Raw genomic sequence first — 22,915 nt, 5'->3', positions numbered from 1 at the left:
ACACGAATTGTTTCATAAGACGGCGCACGGCTGCGCGGCAACGCGGAGGAAGAGCATGGGAAAAAAGAAGCAACAGCAGAACATCTTCTACTTTGAATTGGTTGGATTGATTATCCTGACGATGAGCATATTGACGTTGGGCCGTCTCGGCGTGGTCGGGCGAAATCTCGATGTGATCTTCATCTTCCTGGCCGGTAGTTGGAGTTTTTTGCTGCCCATTTTCACCGGCTATGCCGGGATTTACATTATGGTGCGGCGCACTTCTTTTCCGTGGACGAGTCGCCACATGGGGATGTTGATCCTGTTCATCACGTGGCTGACGTATATTCATCAGGGGTTTTACGCGGACATCGCACAATACACAGAACCTGGCCAGCCGGTGCCGCTGTGGCACGCCACGTGGACAGCCATCATTGAATTGCGCAATGATGTGCTCAATGGCCACGCCACCGGTGGAGGCCCTCCGGAAGCCGGCGGCGGACTGGTGGGCTGTGCGGTTTTTTCGGTGTTTCACTACCTGTTCGCGGGGATCGGTATCCGCGTCGTGCTACCGGTGTGCGCGATCATCGGTTTGGCGCTGCTGCTGGAAGTTTCGGTGGTGGCCGTGGTGCAGCGAGGCACGAAGTGGATGGAAGCCCGCTTGACGGGCCTGTGGAAAGGAAGTCGGCAGTATGCGTCCCTGCTGTTCGGTACGGAAGAACAGAAAGGCAAACTTCCTGCCGAGAAGGGGCGGCAACAATCGAACCGATCGCGTCGCGGACAGAAGCAGACGGGGGCGCCCGAAACGACGGAATCGGCGCTGGAAGCGGGAGCGCTGCCGTGGGATGTGGACGGTGACCAGCCGCCGGTGGTTCATGACTTCACCGCAAAACTCCGCGAGAAACAGGATGTGGAGGAAAAGGAAGGCACCTTGCCGCGCATGGAACAATCGGGGCGCACCATCACCGTGAAGTTCCCGGAACAGAAATCGGAATTGAGTCCGTCGCCGCGCCCCACCCAAAAGGCCGACGCCTATCCGGTGGGGGCGCCGGTGCGGGATGAGAATTACCAACTGCCACCGCTGCGGATGTTTTCTCTGCCACCCGCCGGATCCGGCGGATTTTCGCAGAAAGCTATCCAGGAAAACGCGCGCAAGTTGGAGGCGACGCTGGAGAGCTTCGGTGTACAGGCGAAGGTGCTGGAAATCAGCCGCGGGCCGGCCGTCACGCGGTACGAGGTGCAACCGGCGACTGGGGTGAAGGTGTCGCGCATCGTCAATTTGACCGATGACATCGCGTTGGCGCTGGCTGCGCGAGACATTCGGATTGAGGCGCCGGTACCCGGCAAACCGGTGGTGGGGATTGAGGTCCCGAACGAAGAGATTGCCGTGGTCACGCTGCGGGAGGTATTTGAGTCGACCGAATTCCAGCGTGAAGCCAGTCGCTTGACGCTGGCGCTCGGACGGGACATATCCGGGGCCGCCATCGTCGGCAATCTGCAGAAAATGCCTCACCTGTTGGTCGCGGGCGCGACCGGATCGGGCAAGAGCGTGTGCATCAATGGGATGATTGCCTCCATCTTGATGAAGGCGAAACCGCACGAAGTGAAGTTTTTGATGATTGACCCAAAAATGGTGGAGTTGAGCGGATACAACGGGATCCCCCATCTGTTGGCGCCTGTGGTGACGGATCCGCGCAAAGCGGCGTTCGCACTGAAGAAAATTGTGGAGGAAATGGAGACGCGCTACCGCCAGTTCGCGGAGCGAGGGGCGCGCGACATTGAGCGGTACAATCAGTTGGTGCAAGGGGACGGACTCGATCCGCTGCCGTACATCGTGGTGATTGTGGACGAGTTGGCGGACCTCATGATGGTTGCGCCGGGGGATGTGGAAGACGCCATTTGCCGGATTGCGCAGATGGCGCGCGCGGCAGGCATCCATCTGATTGTGGCGACGCAGCGCCCGTCGGTGGATGTTATCACCGGCGTCATCAAGGCCAACATTCCCAGCCGCATTGCGTTTGCTGTGTCCTCGATGGCGGATTCTCGGACCATCCTCGACGGCGGGGGGGCGGAAAAGCTCCTGGGCCGCGGCGATATGTTGTATCTGCCGGTGGGCGCATCCAAACCGGTGCGCGTCCAGGGGGCGTTCGTGTCCGAACAGGAAATTGAGGCACTGGTGGACTATGTCAAGCAACAACAAAACGTGGTATATACCGTGGACCTCAACCACCTGGAAGAGACGGCCGAGGCTGCGGTGCAGCATCAGGAAGTGGACGCCCTGTTCGCGGACGCGGTGGACCTGGTGGTGGAAGCGGGGCAGGCGTCCGTGTCCATGGTCCAGCGTCGGTTTCGCGTGGGATACTCGAGAGCGGCCAGAATCATCGACCAAATGGAGCAGGAGGGGCTGGTGGGGCCGTTTGAAGGCAGCAAACCGCGCGAGGTTTTGATCACGGCGGCGCAGTGGCAGGAGCTGCGCAGAAAGTACGCGCCGGGTGGGACTGTGGCGAACGACGGAGACTAATCGGGCGGCCATCGACATACAGATGTAAGGACAAGCGCTGGAGGTGTCCGAAATGTCGATGGCCAGCCCGTTTTTCGATCCGCGCAAAGTGTTGATGTCCGCCATCATCGTGTGCGGGGCCGCCTTCACCGCCTGCGCGGCCAGTCTAAACCTGCAGCCGACCAGCGCCGCGGGATTGGGTGCGGCGCAATCCGCGCCTCCGATTTCGGATGCCGACGTACCCGATTCGGTGTTGGCCGACTTGAAGTCGCATCTCAATCAATTGTCCGATTTACAGGAATGGGTGGTATTGCCCGCGGATGCGCCAAACCATTACACGGTCAGCGGCACTGTGGAGTTGGCGCTGGACGGCGCGACGGGACAGACCGACGCGATGGTGGAACACGATGTTCAGACGTTCTTTGAAAATGTCTATCAAAGCGGCGTGGCAGTGGATGATGCCCACCTGTACATCCTGCAGGATGGCCGCGTTGTGGCTGGCGCCGGTTTGGGCAGGGACGCTTACGCGAAACTGGGTGCGGCGGTCAGCACAGCGGAACCCGCCCAGTTCACGGACCTGCTGGCCACCCAGGCGTCCAGCGACATCGAGGGGCCCGAAGATTGTTGGTATCAATCCCTGTTGGACAATTCCGCACCGTAAAGGATTGGGGCACACAACAAAAGGGGCGCTGCCGCGCCCCCTATTTATGTTTGGCCAAGAATCAAGGTTTTTTTGGCAATCCAATCATGTATGCCTGCGTGAATACGATTTTGCGCTTCCGAACTTCCTTCATCAACGCACGGACAATGGGTTCGTGACCGGTCCGCATGAGGGTCTCGATGATGGTCTGCGTCGTAAACGGCTCTTCAATGGAAGCCGCGACATCCGGATTCTCATGCAAGCACACGACCCAGCGGTCGTCGTAATGGTCTCCCCGGCGCGTCTTATATGCCCGTTCATACAGATCTACAACCGTCAGCGGCATGTTCAGCGTCCGAAGGTAGAAATCCAATTGGTACAGCGCTTTTGCAACGGACAGGTGTTCGCCACCCGTACTTGGCATGAGACTCCCCACCTCTCACCCATATTATCCGTACATTGTTCTTGAAAGGCAAGAGATGTCGAACCAAAAATGGTACAATGAGTCGGGAACGACAGGCGCCGGGTTCTGTGCGGTCGCCTGTTGGGATTGGCTCTGTGGAGGAAGGTACAGTCATGCATCGTCCGTTTCACTGGCTGGCACTCTGTTCCGCGTTCAGTTGCGTGGCTGTGGTGGGCTGTGGTGCGCCGGACCTGTCGGCCATGAAGCCGACCGTCCAGAAGTCGTCTGCGGAAGTATTGGTGGTTGGCAATCCACCGGGTTGGACCGCTGACGCCGTGCAGACGCTGGAATCGGCGTCCGGCCTCAATGTGCAGGTGAAGTTCTGCACGTCTGGGCAGCTCGAACAGGAGGTTGCGCAAGCCATTCGGAGCACCGGCGTGGGGCTGGTGATGGTGGCCTCGGCAGACTTGCCGGACAACGCTTTTGCAACCATGGTCCAGCAGCATCCGCAGGTGATGTTTGAATGGTTGTCCACAGCGGGCAATCGTCAGCTGGGGAACTTAGCGAACTTCCGGCAACGCGTACCGGATGAGGCCATCACCGGCTACGGCACGGGGTGGTTGGCAGGTACCCTGGAAAGCGCCGGATGGACGACCTCGGCGCCAGTGGTCGGTTGGCTGTCGGGACCAAGCGGCGTGCCGGCGTCGGCGGAGCAAGCGACGCTCGGTGGGTTGTACGCGGCCGCTCCGAACGTGCAACTGCAGGCGGTGAACGCATCCGCGCCGTCCCAGAGCGCGAGCGGGCCCGTGCCACCCATTGTCATCACCAATCACGTGCTGAGTGCTGCGGAAGCGTCGACCCTGTCCGCGGCGCGCGCCGTGCTCCTGTCGCTCGTACCTCAACCCGGCGTATCCGGGATCAGCACACAGCCGGCGATGCCCGATGTGCAGGCGGCGGTCGAGGACTTGTTGGCATTCGCGAATCACACGTGGAAGCCGGGCGTGGTTTCCGCCACGCCTGACCAACTGCTGCAGGTTTCTACGGGTGTTCTTTCGCCACAGGTCCAATCGAGCTGGCAGGGGATGGCGTCCTCCTTGGCGAACAACGCTATCAATGTCACAACAGCCTGGTCGAATGTACCGTCGCCTATCCGGACGGCATGGAGCGCCGTCGCGGGATTGGCCACATAACCGTTGCCGTGCGGCAAGGGAGGAGTCGGGACCAGCATGTCGAAAATGCAGCAGTGGCTGCAGGGGGACCCTGCAGACATCTACTTCGAGTATCGCATCCGGAAAGACCGGCCCGGGTTGTTGGGCGATGTGGCGTCGCTGTTAGGCATGCTCGGATTCAATATTCTTCAACTCGGCGGTGTTTCCGAGACGGGACGCGGCTTTTTGCTGCGGACCGAGCGGCCGGAATCCGTGGACTTGTTGCGCTCCATGGTGGCGTTGTTGGAGGATATCGAGCTGACGGCGCTGCGCCGTCCGTCCTTGCGCGACCGGGTCGCGGTCCGGCATGGCAAGTTCATCGAGCGCAGTGACACCGAGACGCGCACCTATCGCTTTGTTCGCGACGAACTGGGCATTCTCGTCGACTTTCTCGGGGAATTGTTGAAGCGGCCGGGGAGACAGGTGATTGGCATGCGAGGGCAACCGCGCGTGGGCAAGACCGAATCGATTGTGGCCGCCAGCGTTTACGCCAACAAGCGCTGGACGTTTGTATCTTCAACCCTGTTGAAGCAAACGATAATACGAGAACTTCGGCGGGAACAGCTTGAGTCCAACGAGTTGGTGTACATCATCGACGGCGCGGTATCAACGCTGCGCGGAGATGAGCGGCATCTGATGCTGGTGGATGAGGTGTTGCGCCTGCCGGCACCGGTCGTCATTGAGCACCCGGATATTTTTGTAAAACATTCCCATTTTGGCTGGCAGTTGTTTGATCTGCTGATTGAACTGCGCCGGGATCCTGACGAGGCGATTCAATATGAAGTGTATGAACAGGAGGCGGCCAGGTGGCATGAGGAATAGCGGCCGATCCGGACTGGCGTGGCGGCCAGAGGAGGGTTTACTGCGTGAAAGAGTTGGGAAGGGTTTTGCGGAATCGCCGCGAACAGTTGAATATCACGCTGGATGAACTGCAGGAGAAAACGAAGATTCGCAAGCGCTACCTGATTGCTCTGGAAGACGGAGACTGGGACTTGTTGCCCGGTGATGTCTACGCGCGGGGGTTTGTGCGCAGCTATGCGGAGGCGGTGGGTCTCGACGGAAAACAACTGTTGGAACAATACATAGGTACGGCGGGCGAAGCCGACGGTGTGGAGGAAGGTTCGCAGCCGACGCCCGAGCCGGTGCAGGAAGCGGATCCGACGCCGCAGCGTGTAAAGCCGAGCCGTACGGCAACCAAGCCCACGCGTCTGGAACGACCGACTTCCGTGCGTCTGGGTGAACGGAGCGCAGGCCGGGGCAAGACCTACTGGGGAGAGACGGCAGCCGTTGTCGCCATTCTCGCCGTGGTTGGCGCGGCCTGGTGGTTGATTGGCGGACCCGGCAAGGGACATTCGGATAACGCGGGTTTATCCACGTTGAATCAAACGGACACGGTTCATTCCGGCGCTTCCAATGCGTCGTCTTCGTCCAACGCGACAAACGCGCCGGGGAACACGTCGAATCCAGGCAACCAAACGGGGAATGCGCCGGGGAGCACATCACCTGCGTCGAAGCTTCAGGTGGTGTCGCAGACCTTCTCCGGGGGTGAGCAGACGTTCGTGGTCGCCACCGCGGATCCGTTGACCGTTCAGCTTCAGGACACGCAGAGCTGTTGGCTGCAGACGTGGGTGGATCAAAAGTTGGTCGATCCGAGCGAGACGCTGAATCCACCAGCGCAGCGGACATGGACCGGGAATCAAACCGTGCGCATCCGCCTCGGGTTTCCGCCTGGGGTTCGTTTGACGGTGAACGGCCAGTCGCTGTCATTGCCAAATACAAACAGCCCGATCTATGTGACCGTCACCAAAGGACAGGCGCAGTGAATCGATGCACGGACTTCGGCGATACACCATCGGGAGAAAGGAGAAACGTTCGTAATGGCCAAGGACGCATCCTTTGACATTGTGTCAAAGGTTGAATTGCAAGAAGTGGACAATGCGGTGAATCAGACCCTGAAGGAGATTCAGACCCGCTTCGACTTCAAGGGCAGCAAGAGCGACATCCGGTTCGACGGAGAAACGCTCGTCCTCGTCTCTGACGACGAGTACAAACTGGCTGCCCTGACGGATGTGTTGCAGACCAAGTGTGTGAAACGGGGCATCTCGTTGAAAGCCCTGAAAATGGGGAAGATTGAACCGGCCTCGGGCGGCACGGTGCGACAGGTGGTCACGCTCCAGCAGGGCATTGACCAGGATACGGCCAAGAAAATCACGAAGCTGATTAAGGACACGAAGCTGAAGGTGCAGGCCAGCATCCAGGGCGACCAGGTCAGGGTGACGGGAAAGAGCCGCGACGACCTGCAGGCGGTGATCCAGATGCTGCGGGAGGCAGACCTGGATGTGCCGCTGCAGTTTACGAATTATCGCGGATAGGTCGGATGGAGGTGAGGCCCGGTGCGGGAAGCTGTTTTGACAGACTTCCTGACGCTGGGCTATACTGTATTGTGGCGAAGATTGGTTCCTGATGCGTACAGTGCATCGGCGGCTGTAGACCAGTCGAACAGCAATGAATTGAGCAGCGGGATGGGGAGTGTTTTGATTGAATCTGGCTAACCGGATTACGATAGCCAGAATCTTTTTAGTGCCAGTGGTGATTTTCCTGCTCCTGGTTCGGTTTGATTTCTGGACTGTGACCATCAATCACCGAACCACCACGGGGAGCGAGATGATAGCTGCGCTCGTGTTCATCCTGGCCGCGAGCACGGATGGACTGGACGGATACATCGCGAGAAAGCGTAAGATGGTGACCACGTTCGGAAAGCTTTTAGATCCCCTCGCGGATAAATTGTTGATTTCTGCTGTGCTCATCAGTCTGGTGGAGATGCAGCGCCTGTCCGCGTGGGTGGCGATTCTCATCATCAGCCGCGAGTTCGCCGTCACGGGTCTGCGGCTGGTCGCCGCTGGCGAGGGACTCGTCATTGCAGCGAGCCGGCTGGCGAAATGGAAGACGGCGTCGCAGATTGTTACGATGGTCGCTCTGATTATCAACAATTTTCCGTTTTCTTACGTTGGTTTCCCTTTTGACACGCTGATGGTGTACGTGATGGTTGTCGCCACTGTCGTTTCAGGGATTGACTACTTCGTCAAGAACAAACGCGTGATTGAGAATGTTGGGTAGCCTGTGAGTCGACTCCATGAGAATGGGGCGGGGTCATTGAACCAGAGATGTATTGCGGAACACATTGCGGTTGGTACGGAGATACTGCTTGGGCAGATTCTGAATTCGCATGCGCAGTCCGTTTCCAGGATGTTGGCCGAACACGGCCTGTTTCTCTATCATCACCACGCGGTGGGAGACAACCTGGAACGCATCGTGCAAGTCTTGAAACAGGCCTCCGAGCGGTCGAATGTCGTGATTTTGACGGGCGGCATCGGCCCCACGAATGACGACTTGACGCGGGATGCGGTGGCCAAGCACCTCGGATTGCCGTTGACACTGGATCCAGAGGCGCTGGCGATGGTGGAATCGTTCTTTCGGAGCCGGTCGCGGACCATGCCGGAGGAGAATCGACGGCAGGCCATGCGCATTCAGGGAGCGGAGATATTGCCGAATCCGAATGGAACGGCACCCGGCCAGTACGTGGCACATGAGGGAGTGCATTACTTCCTGCTGCCCGGGCCGCCGCTGGAAATGAAGCCGATGCTGAAAAATGAAGTGCTTCCCCGATTGTTGCGCTTGTTTCCATCTCCACAGGTGCTGATTTCCCGGATTCTTCACTTCTGCGGCATTGGTGAATCTCACGTCGATGAACAGCTTCACGATCTGATGCAAAGCAGCAATCCGACGCTGGCTCCATTGGCCGGAGAAGGGGAGATGCTGCTACGCATCACCGCGAATGCGCCGTCCGTCGGTGAGGCCGAGGGATTGGTTCGTGCGATGGAATCGGAAATTCGCCGCCGCCTGGGGTCGTTCATTTATGGAACGGATGAGGACACGCTTCCTGTGGCCGCCTATCGAGGGCTTCAGGCCTGCGGGGCGACGGTGGCGGTGGCGGAGAGCTGCACGGGGGGCATGGTCAACGCCATGATGGCGGAAGTCCCCGGGGTGTCCGCAGTTTGGAAGGGCGGCGTGGTCGCCTATGAGAATGCGGTGAAAATGGAAGTCCTCGGCGTCTCTCCAGAAACGCTTCGAGAACACGGGGCGGTGTCTGCGGAGACGGCGAAGGAGATGGCAGAAGGCGTTCGCCAACGGCTTGGCTCGACGTACGGCCTGGCCACCACGGGCATTGCGGGGCCGAATGGAGGCACGCCGGATAAACCGGTGGGTTTGGTGTACATCGCCGTGGCTGGGCCAACGGGTTCGGTGGTGGAGCGCGGTTTGTTCCGCGGATCGCGCGAGCAGATTCGGATTCGGTCGAGCAAAAATGCGCTCTGGCAATTGGTGAAGGTTTTGAGTCAGGATGCGGCGGACCATGCATAATCGCCGGTTCACGCTGCATCATGAGTTCAGCCCGACAGTGGTTTGCGGGAATTTTTGAGACAGGTGAGATGATACAATGACAGCTTTTCAAGAGTTGGATCTAAATCGCAAGGTGCAGCAGGCCATTGACGAGATGGGATTTGAAGAACCGTCTCCGATTCAGGCCGCCTGCATTCCCTTGGTGTTGGAAGGGCGAGACGTGATTGGACAAGCGCAGACCGGTACAGGCAAGACGGCTGCGTTTGGTATTCCTTTGGTCAATATGGTCAGCACGGAAGGGAAGGTCCAGGCGTTGGTGTTGACGCCGACGCGCGAACTCGCCATTCAGGTGGCGGGGGAGTTCCGGAAAATCGCCAAGTACAAGCGGGTTCGGACACTGCCGATTTACGGCGGGCAGTCCATTGGACACCAGATACGTGCGCTGCAGCAGGGTGTGCAAATTGTCATCGGCACCCCTGGCCGCGTGCTGGATCATATTCGGCGGGGTACGTTGAAGCTGCAGAATCTGCGCGCCGTGGTGCTGGACGAAGCAGATGAAATGCTCGACATGGGCTTCATCGACGACATTGAGACAATTCTCCGGGAGACCCCGGAGGACCGGCAGACCATGTTGTTCTCGGCGACGTTCACCACGGATATCAAGCGGCTGGCCACGCGATACATGCGCAATCCGGAACACGTGACGGTCAACCGCGGCGAGGTCACGGTACCGCTGATTGATCAGGTGTATTACAAGGTTCTCGAACGGAACAAGCTCGAGAGTCTGTGCCGGATTGTCGACAGTGAGGACGTCCAGTTGGGCATCATCTTCTGCCGGACGAAGCGCGGTGTGGACGAACTGACCGAAGCGCTGCTTGCGCGCGGCTATCTGGTCGACGGTCTGCACGGTGATCTCAGCCAGGCTCAGCGGGACCGCGTGATGAACAAGTTCCGCAAGAACGAGGTTGAGCTGTTGGTGGCCACCGACGTGGCGGCGCGCGGCATCGACGTCGACAATGTGACACACGTCATCAACTACGATATCCCACAAGACCCGGAATCCTACGTGCACCGCATTGGCCGCACGGGCCGTGCCGGCAAGCGGGGGTTGGCCATCACTTTGGTGACCCCGCGTGAGTTTAAGCTGTTGAAACAGATTGAGCGGGAGACCAAGGCGAAGCTGCTGGCGCGAGAAGTGCCGTCGCTTGCGGACGTTGCCGAACGGCAGGCGGAAATGTGGCGAAATCGGATTATTGAAGCCATCCAGGACGGCGGGTTGGCACACTATCGTGCAATTCTCGGCAACATCATCGATGAGCACGATCCCATCGATGTCGCCTGCGCCGCGTTGAAACTGGCCTCCGCAGGTGAACTGGAGAGCCAGGAAGAAGCGGACTACGACTTCGGCGATACCGGCGCCAGCCCGGGCATGGTTCGATTCTTCGTGAACATCGGACGCAGCGCACGCGTCAGCCCGGGAGACCTGGTGCGCACCATCTCGGAAGAGGCGGGTGTACCTGGCCAAGTGGTCGGGAAGATTGATATCTTTGATCGCTTCACGTTCGTGGAGATTGAGGAGGAATCCGCGCCATTTGTCTACGAGGCGCTGCGTCAAAGCCGCATCAATGGCGCGCGCGTCAATATGGAGCCGGCGAAACCTCGGCTGCGGACGCGGTGAATCATTGCGGCGAGGGGGCGAACGAGCCGCCCTCGCGCGGGAACGGAAATGTCTGTTCAACCACAACGGGCGAACGGGAACGAGAACGGCGTGGCCAGAGGTCACGCCGTTCTGCATGTAAGCCGGTGTGATTTGGCGAACAAATGTTTGCATTTTGTGCTGGGATTGATACAATAGGGAGCAGGAATCGAGGGGCGACAGCGCGAAGCTAGTTCCACAGGTTGAGCGGCTGGGCGTTTGCGCCGGTGGTTCGATGCCGATTTGGGGATGCAGATAGGATGGTGTATATGAGCGACCGTCGTGCGGCGTTGGAGGTTGCGTTAAAGCAAATTGAGAAACAGTTTGGCAAGGGTTCCATCATGAAATTGGGAGAAGCCACCGCCAACATGAATGTGGAAACGGTGCCGTCTGGATCGATTGCATTGGACATTGCGCTCGGCATTGGTGGTTTTCCACGAGGCCGAATTATTGAAATCTACGGCCCGGAGTCCTCCGGGAAGACGACGGTGGCCCTGCATGCGGTGGCTGAAGTTCAGAAACGAGGCGGGCAGGCGGCGTTCATCGACGCAGAACACGCGCTGGATCCGGTGTACGCGGGAAAACTCGGCGTGAATATCGACGAGCTTTTGATTTCGCAGCCGGATACCGGGGAACAGGCGTTGGAAATCGCGGAAGCGCTCGTGCGAAGCGGAGCGGTGGACATCATCGTCGTGGACTCCGTTGCGGCGCTCGTTCCGAAAAATGAGTTGGAAGGCGAAATGGGAGACTCCCATGTCGGTTTGCAGGCCCGGCTGATGTCGCAAGCGCTGCGCAAGTTGGCTGGGGCCATCAGCAAATCGAAGACGATGGCGATTTTCATCAACCAACTTCGGGAGAAAGTCGGCGTGATGTTCGGCAACCCGGAGACCACGACCGGTGGGCGGGCCTTGAAATTCTACGCGTCCGTGCGCCTCGAAGTTCGCAGAGGTGAGGCCATCAAACAGGGAAATGACGTGGTTGGCCACCGGACGAAGATCAAAGTGGTGAAGAACAAGGTTGCCCCCCCGTTCAAACAGGCGGAAGTGGATATCATGTTTGGCGAAGGGATTTCCCGCGAGGGCAGCATGATTGACATCGCGACGGACATTGATGTGATTCAGAAAAGCGGTGCCTGGTATTCATACAATGATGAACGCCTCGGGCAGGGACGCGAGAATGCCAAGCAGTTCTTGAAGGAACATCCGGAAGTGGCGGATGAGATTGAGCAGAAGATTCGCGAGGCATTCCAACTGGGGACTGCAAATTTGGTGAGCGCTGCGCCAGTGGATGACGAGGTGTTTGATTTTGACGAATAGCGATGAGATACAGCCGGATCGACTGATGGGGATGGAGGACATCCCGCGCCGTCCGAGCTGTGTTCGGTTGCTGTTCGCCGTACATGAGCCGCTGGAGGTTCCGCTGCGCCTGGTTGCCGATTTGGGCCTCCGCCGCGGTGAACCGGTGTCCGCTTCCGACATGCGCCAGTTGGAAGCGGCACAGAGCAAGGCGCTATATATGGATAAGAGCCTGCGCTATCTGCGACTGCGTCCGCGTACGAAAGAGGAAGTGCGGCGTTATCTTGTGCGGTTGCAATGCCCTGTGGAAGTGGCGTCCGACATCGTCGATGACCTGCAGTCATTGGGTTACGTGAATGACGCGGATTATGCCAGACAGTACATTCTGGCGTGGCGTGAGCGGGCGAGTCGCAGAGAAATCTCGTGGAAGCTGAAGCAGCGCGGTATCGCCGCGGATGTGATGGAATCTGTGTGGCGGTCGTTGATGCAAGAGGACGACCGAGACGACGAGCGCGAAGCGGCTCTGGCGCAGGCCCGCCGGATGTGGAGTCGCAAGCGGAACGTTCCGCCGTCCAAGCGTCGTGAGCAGGTCGGCGCAGCGTTGCAGCGAAAGGGTTTTCCAGCCTCACTCATCCTCCGGGTACTGAACCAAATGGATTCATCCGACGACGGGTGAGCACGCCATGCTCCAAACGCCTCTGAAAGACACAGCGTGGCGCACTCGTCCTCCCTGCCAGGTTTCTTGACAACGATTGGTACAAAAAGATACAATTGAACTGCGTATCATTTACGGCCTCTAGCTCGAAAAAGCGGTTCCCAGCAGTGTTGCCTGGGTTGAGCAGGGAGGCAGTTTCATGGAACCACTTGTGTGGATTGTTGTTGTGATTGTAGCCTTTCTGGTCGGTTCAGGGATTGGGTACGCGGTTCGTAAGTCGATTGCGGAAGCCAAAATCGGTGCTGCGGAAACGCGGGCATTGCATATCATTGAGTCGGCTCAGAAGGACGTTGAAGCAAAGCAAAAAGAAATGTTGTTGGAAGCCAAAGATGAGGCGCATCGAATTCGCCAGGAAGCGGAACGCGAAGGGCGAGAGCGACGCGCCGAACTGCAAAAGTTGGAACGCCGCATTCTCCAGAAGGAAGAAGCCATTGACAAAAAGTTGGAGTCTTTGGACAAACGTTCTGAACTTTTGCGAGAAAAAGAGCGGTTGCTTGAGGAAAAGCAGGCAGATATTGAGGCTCTGTATCAACAGCAGGTACGAGAACTGGAGCGTATATCCGGTTTGACGCAGGAAGCGGCGCGGGAGCACATCCTGTCCGCCGTGGAACGGGAAAGCCGCCATGATGCGGCGGTACTGATGAAAGAGATTGAACAGCAAGCGCGTCAGGAAGCGGAGAAAAAAGCTCGCGACATCATCGCGACAGCGGTGCAGCGCTGTGCGGCGGATCACGCGGCGGAGATCACGGTCTCCGTGGTGAATCTGCCGAGCGATGAGATGAAAGGGCGCATCATCGGACGAGAAGGCCGGAACATTCGCACGCTGGAAACGTTGACCGGTATTGATCTGATCATTGACGATACGCCGGAGGCGGTCATCCTGTCGGGGTTTGATCCGGTCCGCAGAGAGGTTGCCAAAGTGGCATTGGAGCGGCTGGTTGCGGACGGTCGAATTCACCCGGCTCGGATTGAAGAGATGGTCGAAAAGGCTCGCCGCGATATCGATGATTTGATTCGCGAGGAAGGCGAGCAGGCCACGTTTGAAACAGGCGTGCACGGCATGCATCCGGATTTGGTGAAGCTTCTTGGACGTTTGCGCTTTCGGACGAGTTACGGACAAAACGTGCTGAAGCACTCGGTGGAGGTTGCGCACCTGGCGGGTCTGATGGCGGCGGAGCTGGGATTGGACGTCAATCTCGCGAAGCGCGGTGGCTTGTTGCACGATATCGGGAAGGCGGTTACGCACGAGGTTGAGGGATCTCACGTCGAAATCGGCGTAGACCTGGCTCGACGGTACCGCGAGCATCCAGTGGTCATCAACGCCATTGCCGCGCACCACGGAGATGTGGAGTTCAGCTCAGCGGTTTCGGTCATCGTGGCTGCTGCGGATGCCATTTCTGCAGCCCGGCCGGGAGCACGTCGAGAGACGTTGGATATTTACATGAAACGTTTGGAAAAACTTGAGGCCATTGCTGAGTCCTTCGAGGGTGTGGAAAAGTCATACGCCATTCAGGCAGGACGGGAAGTGCGCATCATTGTGAAGCCGGATGTGATTGACGATGCGGAGTCTGTACGCATTGCGAAGAGTATTTCCAAGAAAATTGAAAACGAGCTGGATTACCCAGGTCAAATTAAGGTGACAGTGATTCGAGAAACTAGAGCCGTGGAATACGCAAAGTAGAGTAGCCGTGTTTGGCTGCTCTATTTTTTCGTCGTGCGGCGGAACGTGAGGGATAGGCTTGAAGGTTGTATTCGTGGGTGACATCGTGGGCAGGCCTGGACAGGAGTACGCGGCGCAATGTCTTCGCGAGATGGCGGAACTGGGGGGCGCGGACCTCGTCATCGCCAACGGAGAGAACGCCACGCACGGCCGGGGACTCAACCGAGCGAGCGCTGAGTTTCTGTACGATGCGGGGATTGAGTTCCTGACGCTGGGCAACCACGCGTGGGATCAGAAGGACACCGAGTTGTGGATTGATGACGACGCACGGGTGGTTCGTCCCGCGAACTATCCGCCGGGAACGCCGGGCAGGGGATACACCACCTGTCAGGTGAAGGGCGTGCCGGTGATGATTGTGAATGTAATGGGCCGGGCGTTTCTCAGCCAGTTGGACTGTCCATTTCGCGCGGTGGACCAGATTTTGCAGGAGCAATCGGGTGTCCGACACATCATTGTCGACATGCACGCGGAAACCACGTCTGAAAAGCTGGCTATGGGTTGGTATCTGGATGGGCGCGTGTCAGCGGTTTTGGGGACGCACACGCACGTGCAGACAGCGGACGAGCGCGTGCTGCCGAACGGTACCGCGTATATCACCGATGTGGGGATGGTGGGACCCAACGACGGCATTCTCGGGATGGATCGGGTAGGGGTGATGCACAAGATGATGACGCAGAGGCCCGCGCGGTTTCAAGTCGCGGACGGTCCGCGACAGTTTTGCGCGGTGGTGCTGGAACTGGACGATGTCACCGGGACCGCGCAATCCATTCAGCGAATTCGGCGCGTGGAATCCTGATTACAGGAATATACCGGAATACAGCGAATATCGATATAGTGTGCTAGTCCAGTCCCGTGGTCATTGAAGGAGGTCGCCTTAGGGTGGATGTATTAAAGGTATCTGCAAAATCAAACCCCAATTCCGTAGCAGGCGCTTTGGCAGGTGTACTTCGCGAACGCGGCAGTGCCGAGATTCAAGCCATCGGGGCCGGCGCGTTGAATCAGGCGGTCAAGGCGGTGGCCATCGCACGCGGATTTGTCGCACCCAGTGGCGTGGATTTGGTCTGTGTCCCTGCGTTCACCGATATTGTCATTGATGGCGAAGAACGCACCGCCATCAAGTTGATTGTGGAGCCGCGATGAATCGACTGGCGGTGGCGGATGCCCATGTCGATGTGCTGTACCGCATGGAGCGGGAAGGATGTTCGTTCACAGATCCAGCTTCCCCGCTGCAGGCGAGCGCGGACAAATTGCAAAGAGGCGGCGTCATGGCTCAGGTATTCGCGCTCTACGTGTCGCCGCGGGAACCGGACGTATTCCAGTTGGAGACCGTTCTTCGCCAGATTGACTTGTTTTACGAGGAAATCGTCCAGGCCGGAGGTGTCGCCCCCATCCGGACGTTGGATGAATGGATAGCTGCCCGTCGGTCCCGGAACATCGCGGGCGTGTTGTCCCTTGAAGGCGGTGGCTGTCTGCGTGGCCAACCGGAACTGCTGCGCACGCTGTATCGGTTGGGCGTTCGCGGTATCGGCCTGACGTGGAACCATCCCAACGCGTTGGCCGACGGCTGCCTGGAGTCGCGGGGCGGAGGACTGACCGATGCGGGATGGCGCGTGGTTCGCGAGGCGCATCGGCTCGGCATGTGGATTGACATCGCGCACTTGGCGGATGCCGGAGTACGCGAACTGCTCACGCATACGAACGGTCCCATCATGGCGTCCCACGCCAATGCGCGGGCGATTCACGGACATCCGCGCAATCTTCCGGACGACGTAATTCGCGAACTGTACGCGCGGGGAGGCTGGATGGGACTGGTGTTTGAAGCCAGTTTCGTGGGCGACCCGGCGAACAGAACACTGGACCAGTTGTGCAGGCATTTGGATCACGTACTCTCGCTCGGCGGTGAGGATCATGTGGGGTTCGGATCGGACTTTGATGGAACCACGCACCCTGTGGCAGGCTTGGCGACTGCGGAAGATTACGCCTCGTTCACTGAGCGATTGGTGCAAAGGTATGGCCGTCCATTGGCGGAGAAGTTGTGCTTTCGCAATTTTGAATCCTTCCTTTATCGTACATTGCCGCGTCATGCGTAGATGCCCTTGGCGATACATCGGTTCGGAACAGGTCCCTGGTCGTTGTTGACCGGGGACCTTTTGCGTATGCCGGACGGGGCGGATGCTCCCTGGACCGTCGCACCATTGTTCGCAGCAAAGCATACTGATGCAGTACCGCAGGCTGGGCAGTCGCCTTCGGGCAACATCGTTCTGCGCCTGTGAACTCAGGAGGAGGTAGCCGCATGGTGCTCTCAAACAAAGATTTAAACTACCGCGAAATCATGGCCCACGCGGTTTGTGGGCGAGGTAGCAAGTACTCGCAGACCACGTACACGATTCGCCCGGCAAACCGGCCGACCACGATTGGCGGATGCTGGGTCATGAATCATTCGTACGAGGCCGAATTGGTCGGAGATTACGTGGAAGTGCGCGGACGATTCGACGTGAACGTCTGGTACTCCTACAACGGCAATTCGGAAACCGCCGTCGCCAAAGACACCGTATCGTACGTGGAGCAGATTGCGCTTCGTGACCTCGACCTGTCGGCAGACCGGGAGACAAGGGAAGTGGAGGTTCGGGTGCTCCAGAACCCGAACTGCCTGGATGCTGCAGTGACGGGGAACGGATCAGAGATCTTGGTCCGCGTGGAAAAAGAACTGGGGGTGGAAGTGATTGGCCGGACGAAACTGTGCATTGTAACCTGCGAGGCTGTGGAGAAGAAAGACGACGACTTTATGGAAGAGGAAGAAGATCTGCTGGAGGAAGTAGACATCGAGGACTGACGAATTTTACCGCAAGGCCGAATCCACGGAGAAGGCGGGGCGAAGAGGCCCCGCCTTTCTTGCAGGAGGGATGGTTGTGGCGATTTGGACGGGCATGCGCGGCGCCGGGAGAGCGAGCAAACCGCCATCTCGTGCGCGCAGGTCGACGCGGAACGGTACGGTGTTCGCCGTGTATGTCGACGGACCGGAGAAAAGTGGAGCCCTGTTTGGCGAACAAACGTCGATGTTTCGGGATTTGACGTCACTCGGCAAGGAACTGGACGTGGATGTGACGGTGCTGACTCCCGGCTATGCGCGCACGCGGAACGGATGGCGGTGGGATGAAAGCGGTGCACGTTGGGAATCGGTGGCCATGGCGTATCCGGATGTGGTGATCCGCAGATCTGGCAGCTTTCGGCATGCTTCGCCGCGGACGGTTCAGGCAGACTTGAGACACTTCGCTTCGGCCCAACGCCTTCACACCCTGCCGCGAGAGATCAGCAATAAGTGGACGTTCTATCAAAAAATGAATGACCACGCGTCCATCCGGCACGCGTTGCCGCACACCCATGTCGCCAACGGTCCCGAGCACGTGCTGCGGGCGCTCTCCCGGTACGAGGACGTGTATCTAAAGCCGCTGAACGGCGCGCAAGGGGTGGGGGTGGTGCGTGTGATGGTGGAGGACGGTGAGCCGGTGGCCTTGTACGAGCAGCGGATCCCCCCCGCCGGTAAAGGGCGTCCGGAGATTCGGGTGATGAAGCGGCGTTTGGCGGAGGACGCTGGATTGGCACAATTCTGGTCTGACATGCGGCTTCATCGCTGTCTGGTGCAACAGACCGTGGCGCTGCCGCGCACCAAAGACGAGCGCCCCATCGATTTTCGGTGGCTCGTCCAATGCACAGACAAGTTCCAGGTCATGGCGCGCGTGGCGCGCGTGGGCCGTACGGGCGCTGTGACCACCAATATCCACAGCGGCGGAGAGGCGATACCGGCGGAGCGCGCGTTGCAGCAACTTTGCCCCGGAACCGTGGCGGAGGCATTGCGGCGGATGGATACGGTCGCCCTCGCCGTGGCGGACCGGCTGTATGAACTGTATGGTCCTTATGCGGAAGTGGGGGTGGATTTAGCGATTCGGCCAACGCTGGACGTCACGCTGTTCGAGGTCAATCCCACGCCAGGGCGCCGCATGCTCCGAGCGCTGCCCGGCGATGTCCGTGAACTGTCACTTCGTGGGCTCCTTGAATATGCTATCAGGGCAACCGGGGTTTCCGCTGAATCAGATCGTTGAAAGGGGCCATCCGCATGGGCGAAGAGCGCACGTATCGGATTGTTGTGTTTCCCAATCCGCGTCCCCAAATCCGCGCCCATCCCCAGGCCATCTTCCCGGCAGACCGCCGGCGCATGGCGACCTGCCGGTGTTCCTTTGGCCGCCAAGTGATCGATGCGCTGTTGACCGTCGATCCCGTTGTGCCGGTGGACACGGTGTGGTTCAGCGAGGGTCTCATCCAGCAGGTGTTGTTGCATGTGCCCATCGACTGGGTCTCCGCCAGGTGGGCGGGGGACCGCGTGCATGTTGGGCCGACCATCGGTATTCTCTGCAATCCGCGCTGGGATGCCAAACGGAAGTGTCTGATGTCTTCCAAGCAGCTGCCCGGGTTGCGCAAAATGGCGGAAGCCGGCCGGAAGTTGGGCGCGCTCGTGTATCTGTTTGGGATTCAGGATGTGGATTTTGCCCGCCAACGCGTCCACGGCTACGTGTTGGATGGGGAAAATTGGAATCCGTTGCTACTTCCTCTTCCGGACGCCATTTATGATCAGGTGATTTCAAGAAAAGTTGAACGGAATCCAAAGTACATCGAAAAACGGAGAAAGCTCAGCAAATTGTACGAGCAGCGCATTTTTAACGACGGATTTTTTGACAAACGGCAGGTGCACGAGTGGTTGACCGCCGATGCACGCACGCGGCCGCATATTCCACAGACGTTGAAATACAGCGAACACGGAGATTTCGTCCCATTTGTCAAACAGCATCCCGTCGTGTTTCTCAAGCCGATTCACGGAAGCCTGGGGCTCGGCATCATTCGCATCACGCGTCAGGGGGACACCGGATACCTGTATGAACTGAAACAGCAGAACGGCAAGCAAACGGCGCGGGCCGCCACACCGGAGGCGCTGCTCGACGCCCTGAAGGGACGCTTGAAGTCACGTCCCTACCTGCTTCAGGAGGGCATTCCGTTGGCGACACACAAACAGCGGCCGTTCGACATCCGGATTGTGCTGCAGCGGGACGGCACCGGGGAGTGGAAACGCACCAAGATGTTCGCCCGCGTCGCCAGATCCGGCGAGTTCACGTCCAACTTGAGCAGCGGTGGCGAAGCGCTGTCCGTGGACACGGTGCTGCGTGAACTGTACGCCAAACCGCATCGGCGGAATCGGGCGAGGCGCATGATTCGCAAAGTGAGCCGTCTGGTGACAGACGTGATTGAGGCGCAATCCGGGAAGACGTTCGGAGAATTGGGGATTGACGTCGGACTGGATGATCGCGGACACGTTTGGATCATAGAGGTGAACTCCAAACCATGGAAATCGCCAACCACAGAAACGGGTCGCCAGGACATTGTGGACCTGGCGTTTTCACGCCCAATGGAGTACGCATTGCGGCTGGCCAAGGCGAAGGGGTGACCGACCCTGAAAGGAGTTGTGGGCCATGACCTGCTATTTGCTGCACGCTGGGCAACCATCGGCCAAGCGATTGTTGAAAAGGGTACCGTCGCTGAAGCCCTACCTCTCCAGTACGCATCTGGCCAGCGGGGATACGGTGATCCGCTGGGGACGGCACGCGGAGGCAGACCCCCCGGAAGCCGAGGCGCTCAATCCGCAGGACGCCATGGCGCGGACGCTCAGCCGCGCGTCCATGGCGCGGTTTCTGCGCCGAATGGGGATTCGCGTTTGGTCGAAGGACAGGAACGGAGCGCAGGATGTACGGCTGGTACGACAGTATCGCATTCCGCTGTTCGACCTGACACCGTTGGCCTGCTTTCGGTCCGACAATGCCCCCGTCTGGATCAACCAGCGAATTCAGCAGTTGCAGGACACGTTTCGAGAAGTGGCGCTGGACGAAGACAAAGCGACGATGCGCGCCGTGCGCTTGGCGGCCCGCGCACTGCACACGCTGGGACTGGACCACGGTCTCGTCAGCATCGGCATGGGGCAAAAAGGCGTCCTGTACGTCCTCGACGTCACCGGTGCCCCCGTGCTGCTAGGGCGATTGTTGGATTTGTACGCCGATGCGGTGACGTCGTTCGTGCGCCGAGAAGAGCAGCGTTCCGGCGTGGAGCCGGGGGCGTTCCTGCTCGGGGCGGACGTGGAATTGATTCTCCGGAACGCTGAAGGGAAGATGGTCCTCGCCAGTCGGTATTTCACACGCAAGGGGCGCGTTGGCTGCGATGACCGCAGCATCCAGTTTGATGGAAAGCGGCTGCCGCTGATGGAGCTTCGACCAGAGCCGGACAGCACACCCCTTGGACTGGTGGCCAACCTGCGGGAAGCCATGTTGGAGGCCATCGAAAAAATCAACCGAGCAAATGTCGAGTGGCGCGCGGGGAGCATGCCGTTCCGGCGCTACTGGACCGGTGGGCACATTCATTTTTCCAGCATACCCTTCTCCAGTCGCCTCGTGAAAGCTCTCGACAACTACGTGGGCTTGCCGCTGATGCTGGTGGAGGACGCTCGAACCGCCCGCCTACGGCGGCAGCGCTACGGATTTCTCGGAGACATTCGGCACAAGGACTACGGAGGGTTTGAATACCGCACCCCCGGCAGTTTCGTCGTTCATCCGGACATCACGATGGCCGCATTGTGTCTGGCCTACGTCGTGGCGGTTCACCATCGGGAACTGCCGTTGGTGGATCTGTACCAGGAGCGGCTGCAAACCGCATTCCTGACCGGAGATAAAGACCTGCTGCGCCCGATTGCTGAGCGGAACTTGCGCGCGCTCTCCGGACTGAGCGCGTATGAGCGGTACAAAGAATATATCGATCCGCTGATGGACATGATCCGCCGCGGACAAACGTGGGACGAATCGGTCGATGTGCGGACGGTGTGGGGACTTCCACTCACCATTCGACGGGCGGGATCGGCACGGCGACCACAGCGGGGGACGACGGCGCGCGCGGGCGCGGCTGTGGGGCGAGGATAGGCCGAAGGACGGGAGGGAGGCACGGTCGTGAGCCGAACATGGAATGGGGAAGTCGTGTGGCTGGACCGAGGGAACGGCAGATGGTCGGTGGTGATTCTGGTTCCTGAAACAGTTCGGAAACTCGGCGGGAATGCGCTGGTTCGTCTGTCGAACTGGCGGGTGCCGCTGGTATCTCGCCTGCCGCGCGGGCAGGTGCGATATCGGCAGCGGATTGGCGTTCATCGGACGGCGGGGGCTTGGACGGCGGGACCCGTCTACGCCATTCTGGCAGGCGCGGGGGGAGGCCAGTTCATTGGTTCGAGATCTTGCTTTCGCGACCTGATGAGCGTCGCGCGGCGACGCAACTGTCTGATGTACGTGGTTCCGACGAATGCGGTCTCGGAGGACGCGACCTGGACCGGGTACGTCCGGCTCGGGTACCGTCGCTGGTTGGCGCTCCCCGTTCCGCATCCCGAGGCAATGTACAACCGCATTCCTACCCGGTATTTGGAACGTCAACCGGCAACCGTGCAGGCGAAGCAGATTTTACGCTCGCTCGCCATCCCGATGTTCAATCCGGACTACTTCAACAAGGCGGAAGTCTACGATGTCATTCGGGCGGCGGGGCTCGCACAGTATCTGCCGGAAACCGTCAATCAACTGGCGGCGACGGCGCTGGAACAGATGCTGGTGCGGCATCGCGCCGTGTACTTGAAGCCTGCGGGCGGCAGCATTGGACACGGGATGATTCGAATTGACCATGCAGCGAGTGGCTTCACCGTCAGCGTGCTGAAAAACACCAGCTGCAAAACGTTCTCGGCACCGACCTTTCGCCGATTGCTGCAGATGATTCGCCAGGAACGCGTGCCGGGGCGCTACGTGATTCAGGCGGCGGTCCCGCTGCTGATGTGGAAAGGCCGACCCTGTGACTTTCGCGTGCTGCTGCAAAAGCGGGGAGATCTGTGGTCCGTGGTGGGGAAAGGCGTTCGCGTGGCCGGTCAGCATACCATCACCACCCATGTCCCAAACGGCGGCAGCATCGCCGATGCGACCGAAGTGATGACGAAGCATTTCGGCGAGCAAAGTCAAGCCGTGGATCAACGGATGGACGACATGCTGATCCGCTGCGCAAAAGCTATCGACGCACACTATCACTATGCGCTTGGCGAAATGTCGATGGATGTGGGCGTGGATGACGAAGGACATCCCTGGTTTTTCGAGGCCAATGCGAAGCCCATGAAATTTGACGAGGCGGATATTCGCTCGCGCTCTTTGGTCGGGGTGCTGAATCACCTGGACCACCTGCGGCAGGCGCAGGCTCCGCTCACCACCGGTGCCAATCGACGCGGCTGACGGCGGGGACGTCCAGGCG

General features: G+C 59.2%; 21 protein-coding genes. 20 read left to right on the top strand and 1 reads right to left on the bottom strand.

Annotated features, from left to right (window positions below):
- Positions 1-55: 55 nt before the first annotated feature.
- On the top strand, positions 56-2,500 hold the full coding sequence (locus tag G463_RS18670) for a DNA translocase FtsK (protein ID WP_051321908.1): 2,445 nt from the start codon (positions 56-58) through the stop codon (positions 2,498-2,500).
- A 52-nt stretch (positions 2,501-2,552) separates the two neighbouring features.
- Entirely contained in the window at positions 2,553-3,140 is a 588-nt protein-coding gene (locus tag G463_RS0104055; RefSeq protein ID WP_026974145.1) for a hypothetical protein, read from the top strand.
- A 61-nt stretch (positions 3,141-3,201) separates the two neighbouring features.
- On the opposite strand, the gene G463_RS0104050 is transcribed toward G463_RS0104055, so the two are convergent.
- Positions 3,202-3,543 (bottom strand): hypothetical protein, encoded by a 342-nt coding sequence (locus tag G463_RS0104050; RefSeq protein ID WP_026974144.1) that lies wholly within the window; start codon positions 3,541-3,543, stop codon positions 3,202-3,204.
- 152 nt (positions 3,544-3,695) lie between these two features.
- Here G463_RS0104050 and G463_RS0104045 point away from each other — a divergent pair, with 152 nt between their 5' ends.
- The 18 genes from G463_RS0104045 (at position 3,696) to G463_RS18650 (ending at position 22,896) form a co-directional block, all read left to right on the top strand.
- Entirely contained in the window at positions 3,696-4,712 is a 1,017-nt protein-coding gene (locus G463_RS0104045) for a hypothetical protein (RefSeq protein ID WP_026974143.1), read from the top strand.
- A 45-nt stretch (positions 4,713-4,757) separates the two neighbouring features.
- Complete coding sequence (locus G463_RS0104040; protein ID WP_035485637.1) at positions 4,758-5,552, top strand: DUF3388 domain-containing protein; 795 nt, start codon at positions 4,758-4,760, stop codon at positions 5,550-5,552.
- A gap of 44 nt (positions 5,553-5,596) precedes the next feature.
- Positions 5,597-6,553 carry a helix-turn-helix domain-containing protein gene (locus G463_RS0104035; protein ID WP_026974141.1) on the top strand — a complete coding sequence of 319 codons (957 nt, stop codon included), beginning with the start codon at positions 5,597-5,599 and terminating at the stop codon, positions 6,551-6,553.
- Positions 6,554-6,607: 54 nt separating this feature from the next.
- Complete coding sequence (locus tag G463_RS0104030) at positions 6,608-7,102, top strand: YajQ family cyclic di-GMP-binding protein (RefSeq protein ID WP_026974140.1); 495 nt, start codon at positions 6,608-6,610, stop codon at positions 7,100-7,102.
- A 166-nt stretch (positions 7,103-7,268) separates the two neighbouring features.
- Positions 7,269-7,847: a CDP-diacylglycerol--glycerol-3-phosphate 3-phosphatidyltransferase gene (pgsA, locus tag G463_RS0104020; protein ID WP_026974139.1), complete on the top strand. Its 579-nt coding sequence runs from the start codon at positions 7,269-7,271 to the stop codon at positions 7,845-7,847.
- Positions 7,848-7,883: 36 nt separating this feature from the next.
- Positions 7,884-9,149, top strand: a complete 1,266-nt coding sequence (locus G463_RS0104015; RefSeq protein ID WP_026974138.1) for a competence/damage-inducible protein A — start codon at positions 7,884-7,886, stop codon at positions 9,147-9,149.
- A gap of 76 nt (positions 9,150-9,225) precedes the next feature.
- A complete protein-coding gene (locus G463_RS0104010) occupies positions 9,226-10,806 on the top strand; it encodes a DEAD/DEAH box helicase (protein WP_026974137.1) in 1,581 nt (526 codons plus the stop codon).
- Positions 10,807-11,093: 287 nt separating this feature from the next.
- A complete protein-coding gene (gene recA, locus G463_RS0104005; RefSeq protein WP_026974136.1) occupies positions 11,094-12,140 on the top strand; it encodes a recombinase RecA in 1,047 nt (348 codons plus the stop codon).
- Positions 12,130-12,795: a regulatory protein RecX gene (locus G463_RS18665; RefSeq protein WP_051321906.1), complete on the top strand. Its 666-nt coding sequence runs from the start codon at positions 12,130-12,132 to the stop codon at positions 12,793-12,795. The genes recA and G463_RS18665 overlap by 11 nt, the downstream gene beginning before the upstream one ends.
- Before the next feature lie 178 nt (positions 12,796-12,973).
- Positions 12,974-14,515 (top strand): ribonuclease Y, encoded by a 1,542-nt coding sequence (rny, locus tag G463_RS0103995; RefSeq protein ID WP_026974135.1) that lies wholly within the window; start codon positions 12,974-12,976, stop codon positions 14,513-14,515.
- Between the two features lie 58 nt (positions 14,516-14,573).
- Complete coding sequence (locus tag G463_RS0103990) at positions 14,574-15,350, top strand: TIGR00282 family metallophosphoesterase (RefSeq protein WP_026974134.1); 777 nt, start codon at positions 14,574-14,576, stop codon at positions 15,348-15,350.
- 83 nt (positions 15,351-15,433) lie between these two features.
- Positions 15,434-15,694 carry a stage V sporulation protein S gene (locus G463_RS0103985; protein WP_026974133.1) on the top strand — a complete coding sequence of 87 codons (261 nt, stop codon included), beginning with the start codon at positions 15,434-15,436 and terminating at the stop codon, positions 15,692-15,694.
- The gene (locus tag G463_RS0103980) at positions 15,691-16,644 is read left to right on the top strand and encodes a dipeptidase (protein ID WP_245575680.1); all 954 of its coding nucleotides are present in this window, start codon (positions 15,691-15,693) and stop codon (positions 16,642-16,644) included. The genes G463_RS0103985 and G463_RS0103980 overlap by 4 nt, the downstream gene beginning before the upstream one ends.
- 203 nt (positions 16,645-16,847) lie before the next feature.
- The gene (cotE, locus tag G463_RS0103975; RefSeq protein WP_026974131.1) at positions 16,848-17,387 is read left to right on the top strand and encodes an outer spore coat protein CotE; all 540 of its coding nucleotides are present in this window, start codon (positions 16,848-16,850) and stop codon (positions 17,385-17,387) included.
- A gap of 76 nt (positions 17,388-17,463) precedes the next feature.
- The gene (locus G463_RS18660) at positions 17,464-18,654 is read left to right on the top strand and encodes a YheC/YheD family protein (RefSeq protein ID WP_051321905.1); all 1,191 of its coding nucleotides are present in this window, start codon (positions 17,464-17,466) and stop codon (positions 18,652-18,654) included.
- A 14-nt stretch (positions 18,655-18,668) separates the two neighbouring features.
- Positions 18,669-20,048: a YheC/YheD family endospore coat-associated protein gene (locus G463_RS0103965; protein ID WP_051321904.1), complete on the top strand. Its 1,380-nt coding sequence runs from the start codon at positions 18,669-18,671 to the stop codon at positions 20,046-20,048.
- Positions 20,049-20,073: 25 nt separating this feature from the next.
- Positions 20,074-21,564 (top strand): putative amidoligase domain-containing protein, encoded by a 1,491-nt coding sequence (locus G463_RS18655; protein ID WP_051321903.1) that lies wholly within the window; start codon positions 20,074-20,076, stop codon positions 21,562-21,564.
- A gap of 27 nt (positions 21,565-21,591) precedes the next feature.
- Positions 21,592-22,896 (top strand): YheC/YheD family endospore coat-associated protein, encoded by a 1,305-nt coding sequence (locus G463_RS18650; protein WP_051321902.1) that lies wholly within the window; start codon positions 21,592-21,594, stop codon positions 22,894-22,896.
- Positions 22,897-22,915: the final 19 nt, after the last annotated feature.

This window comes from Alicyclobacillus contaminans DSM 17975 (genome assembly GCF_000429525.1).
GTDB lineage: Bacteria > Bacillota > Bacilli > Alicyclobacillales > Alicyclobacillaceae > Alicyclobacillus_A > Alicyclobacillus_A contaminans.
This window is presented reverse-complemented; position numbering and strand designations above follow the sequence as displayed.